Source organism: Vibrio fujianensis (genome assembly GCF_002749895.1).
GTDB lineage: Bacteria > Pseudomonadota > Gammaproteobacteria > Enterobacterales > Vibrionaceae > Vibrio > Vibrio fujianensis.
The window spans coordinates 293,583-297,897 of sequence record NZ_NBUS01000043.1 but is presented as its reverse complement, the minus strand read 5'-3'; the positions used below and the strand labels follow the sequence as shown (position 1 = coordinate 297,897).

Here is a 4,315-nt window from a genome sequence, read left to right as displayed (position 1 = left end):
CGACCAAGTGCCATCAGCATTTAATAGTGGAACTTCAGCTAAAATTGGCGTGCCCATGGGGAATAGGGTTCTGTCACCCGCCACCGATGCCAGCGGTAATAATGGAATCCCAGCACTGCCGGTTACTGGCGCGGCTGCATTCGGCCGGAAAAAAACATAGGACGGGTTCTGCTCTAACAGCTCTTTCACCGTCGCTTCATCATTGGCAAGTACCCATTCTTTAATCGCTTTTAAAGACATATCGGCCCGTTTCACCAAACCACGCTCAATCAAAACGCGTCCAATACTGACATACGCTCGGTTATTTTTCCCAGCATAAGCAAAATATTCTAGCGTATCGTCATCCTCAAAATGAACAAAACCACTTCCTTGCACTTCCATAATAAACGGATCAATTAAGTTAGCAGCATACCCAAGCTCTAGCCCTTGCCCTTCTAAAGCACCTGCGTATATGTCAGCGCGGGTTGGACACTCATCACCGCACTCTGGTAATGCGTAAACGGGGTAACGAAACACCTCATCCGGACGATGACGAAGCTCCATGACTGGAGAAAAATACCCGGTAAATAACACGTTACCTTGCTTATCACCGCCTCCCAGCTGTGCCATTTGGACGCCAAACTGGGCCAGCTCAGCCGGATCACCACTTTGCAAAACCCATTCATTCAGCTTTTCATACAATGATTGATAAATGGCCGCCATAGCGGCAGAACGAGTGACGACTTGTTCACTTTGTTCGGCAAACGCACTGAAATCACGAGGAGAATTAGAAGTAACAGCATCCACTTTATTTAAAATTTGTGGCAATTGATCATCCAAATACTGCTGCGCTCGATCTGTGGGTTGTGCACAACCAAATAAGAGTGCCAACATAGCGTAAGAAAAAAAACGTTTTATCACTGGGATCTATCCATCTTGGGTATGAACGAAAAGCATGACAAACTCCTCTGCGAAGAGCAATGACAGAATCGTTAGCGAAGTGGTTTTTTATGTTTTCCTGACAATTGAAAAATAGGCTTATAGTGATGAGATGACATCAGCTTCATTTCGGTACTGGCTGCATTCAACATTTGATACTCGACCTTTTGATCGCCAACATAAAACGTTAATAGACGGCCATTATATGAGTAATGAGTCGCAACCAGATGCCCATTCATCATAATTGCCTCATCGCGTATTTCGATATGCTGGGCTGCATAGGGGGCAACATTTTGCTCAATCCAGACGCCATGAATCTCGCTCTTTGCTGGTTGAAATTGCTCCGAAATACGCCCCCATAGATTGCTGTAGAGTAAGATAGCGCCAAGTGTTCCTAGCAACGCCACCAGCATCAGCAATCGTTCAAGACTTTTGTGTTTTTTCAATAACTTTATTTGTTTTTTCAATACATAGCCCTCTTTGGGTACAACCACCGCGAGCATGCCGGCATCAACCAATTGATAATTGAAATAAGAAAAACAAAAACCATGCTTAATTAGTATACATAAAAGCCACAAATCATGCCCATAAAAGCACAGCCATAATGTTAGCGGATAAATCATTTGCAGCGAAATGATTTGAAAAATAAATGAACTTAGCTGCCGCTCACAAGGTCCCTCACATTGGGAGGAAAAACACTTGCTTACGAGTGAATAAAAAGTCATTATTTAAGCATAATTAATAAACCAAGTGCTCACTATGAAAATTCGCAGTACCGCCCTCGTGAAAGGGTTTAGACAGTCAGCGCCTTACGTGAATGCGCATCGTGGAAAAATCATGGTCATCATGTTAGGTGGTGAAGCGATTGCCGATAAAAACTTTTCCAATATAATTAGTGATATTGCGCTACTGCATAGCCTTGGGATCAAAATAGTCCTCGTGCATGGCGCGCGACCACAAATCAATCAAATCTTAGCCACTCACCAACGCACAACACCTTACCATAAAGGCATTCGGATCACGGATGAAGAAGCGCTCAGTTTGGTCATGCAGGCGGCAGGGCAGTTGCAACTGGCGATTACTGCTCGGCTTTCAATGAGCTTAAACAATACCCCAATGGCCGGTACACAACTCAATGTCGTGAGCGGTAATTTTGTTATCTCTCAGCCTTTGGGGATCGATGATGGCATCGATTATTGTCACAGTGGCCGCATCCGTCGTATTGATATTGACGGAATTAACCGAACACTCAATCAAGGTTCAATCGTATTATTGGGCCCCATCGCTAGCTCAGTGACTGGCGAATGCTTTAATCTCCTTTCTGAAGAAGTGGCCACACAAGTTGCTATTCGATTAAAAGCCGATAAGTTAATTGGCTTTTGTGCAGAACAAGGGATTATTGACCCGCAGGGAAATTCTATCGCCGAGCTATTTCCCAGCGAAGTCGAAACCTTAATGACACAATTAGAAACCACCCACGCTCCTCATGAAGATTCAACCGGTACCCTACGTTTTTTACGTGCAGCCATTACCGCTTGCCGAGCAGGAGTTCCGCGTAGCCATTTAATTAGCTACAAAGAAGACGGCGCTTTAATCCAAGAGCTATTTTCTTTTGATGGGATCGGCACACAAATTGTCATGGCCAGTGCAGAACAAGTTCGTCAAGCACAGATTGATGATATTGGCGGTATTTTTGATTTAATTCGCCCACTTGAAGAACAAGGTATTTTAGTCCGTCGCTCTCGCGAGCAACTTGAGCAAGAGATTCATCAATTTACTATTATTGAAAAAGATAGCTTATTGATTGGCTGTGCTGCACTTTACCCTTACTCTAACGAAGGAATGGCTGAAATGGCCTGTGTCGCGATTCACCCTGAATATCGAGATGGCGACCGGGGTTTATTACTACTCAACCATATGAAAAATCAAGCAAAAAAAATGGGTATTCATCATTTATTCGTATTAACGACGCATAGCCTACACTGGTTTAGAGAGCAAGGATTCATTGAGGTGGGAGTTGAACGCTTACCGATGGCCAAACAAAGCCTGTATAACTATCAACGACGCTCTAAGATCTTAATTTTGTCGCTCTAGATACTCTGTACATAAAATGATCACTTGCAATGCTTATGCAACTGTGTACAATTCGCTTCGATGTGATTTAGATCTACTTTTTCACACCAATAGGACACATTATCCACTCATACAAAACAGCAAAAAAAAGAGATGGATAGGCTAGTCTAAATAGATGATTTAGACGTCGCATGGATGGCTTTTACTACTCGTACCAGTAATTAAGAGCATAATATCTATGAAAACCGTAATTTGTAACTCGCTGCAAAGCTTTTGGGATATGGCAGATAACCATTTTTTAGAAGGTTTAGATGTTCATTGTGTCTTTCCTGTCTGTGAAAATCTACAACGCTTTTTATTAGAATCAAAAGAACGCTATAAAATCCGCAACATTACCTTCACAAAAGCTCTACAAGCTTAATCAATCCCTATTACTTCTCAAGCAAGGCTATCAACGGTTAATCTTCCGCTTGCATTAACCGTTCGACCAAACCACTGGCGCGCTCTGTTTTTACTGTAATACATCGTTTGAGTACGGCCATATCGGCATAAAGTGCTAGGCGTTGTTTTGCTCGCGTTACTGCGGTGTAAATAAGCTCACGCGTCATGATAGGGCTAACATTTGGAGGTAAAATTAATAGCGTGAAATCAAATTCACTGCCTTGCGATTTATGAATCGTCATCGCATAGGCGGTTTCATGGGCAGGAACTCGGCTCGGTAATACGGCTTTTATCTGGCCATTTGGTAACTCAAAATAAACCTTGAGTCGCCGATTAGGATCATTGTCATCGGGCAAGCAGACACCAATATCACCGTTATACAACCCGAGAGCATGATCATTTTGGCTAATCATAATTGGTCGCCCGGCATACCATTGTTCATCTTGGTATTGAATCTGTTTTTGCGCCGCTAGTGCGCGTTCAATACGTAAGTTCAGGCCTTGGACACCAAACTGTCCCTCTCGTACGGCACATAATAATCGACAACGGCTAAAGGCTGTTAAAACGGCTTGTGCTTTGTGCTGCATTGATTCTGGCTGGCCTAATGGATCGCTGTACGACTGATTCATCCGCTGTAAATAGCCCGAGTAAGCCTCCACCAAGGTCTGCAATAGATGTCGGTAATTGTCACTGGTGATCGGAAAATGCTCAATATCACAAAAGCCTTGCTGCCAAACCTGATGAAGTTTTTCAACATCACCACAGTTGATCGCTTTGGCCAGTTGCCCGATCCCTGATCGGGCATCAAAACGATAACTTTTTTGCAGCATACATAAACTATCGGCCAACGGATGAGTCAACGCTCGGGTCGAGTAAGAAGTTA

At 43.5% G+C, this 4,315-nt stretch carries 5 protein-coding genes; 2 read left to right on the top strand and 3 right to left on the bottom strand.

What is annotated here, in order from left to right:
- Both mltA and B7C60_RS20095 read right to left on the bottom strand, forming a co-directional pair.
- The coding region (gene mltA, locus B7C60_RS12150) for a murein transglycosylase A (protein ID WP_245869313.1) at positions 1 to 900 on the bottom strand (900 nt) is incomplete at its 3' end.
- Between the two features lie 71 nt (positions 901 to 971).
- Positions 972 to 1,643, bottom strand: a complete 672-nt coding sequence (locus tag B7C60_RS20095; RefSeq protein ID WP_245869310.1) for a DUF2850 domain-containing protein — start codon at positions 1,641 to 1,643, stop codon at positions 972 to 974.
- Positions 1,644 to 1,677: 34 nt separating this feature from the next.
- Between B7C60_RS20095 and argA the strand changes: the two genes are divergently transcribed.
- Together argA and B7C60_RS12135 are read left to right on the top strand one after the other, a co-directional pair.
- On the top strand, positions 1,678 to 3,012 hold the full coding sequence (gene argA, locus B7C60_RS12140; RefSeq protein WP_099611872.1) for an amino-acid N-acetyltransferase: 1,335 nt from the start codon (positions 1,678 to 1,680) through the stop codon (positions 3,010 to 3,012).
- Positions 3,013 to 3,229: 217 nt separating this feature from the next.
- Positions 3,230 to 3,412, top strand: coding sequence for a hypothetical protein (locus B7C60_RS12135; protein ID WP_099611871.1), 183 nt, complete (start codon positions 3,230 to 3,232; stop codon positions 3,410 to 3,412).
- 37 nt (positions 3,413 to 3,449) lie between these two features.
- Here the strand turns inward: B7C60_RS12135 and recD are convergent.
- Positions 3,450 to 4,315 (bottom strand): exodeoxyribonuclease V subunit alpha (gene recD, locus B7C60_RS19115; RefSeq protein WP_245869307.1); only part of this gene is annotated, 866 nt, incomplete at its 5' end.

Coding starts and splice junctions, on each gene's coding strand:
- B7C60_RS20095 (WP_245869310.1), bottom strand. CDS start 1,643: ATGACTTTTTATTCACTCGTAAGCAAGTGTTTTTCCTCCCAATGTGAG.
- argA (WP_099611872.1), top strand. CDS start 1,678: ATGAAAATTCGCAGTACCGCCCTCGTGAAAGGGTTTAGACAGTCAGCG.
- B7C60_RS12135 (WP_099611871.1), top strand. CDS start 3,230: ATGAAAACCGTAATTTGTAACTCGCTGCAAAGCTTTTGGGATATGGCA.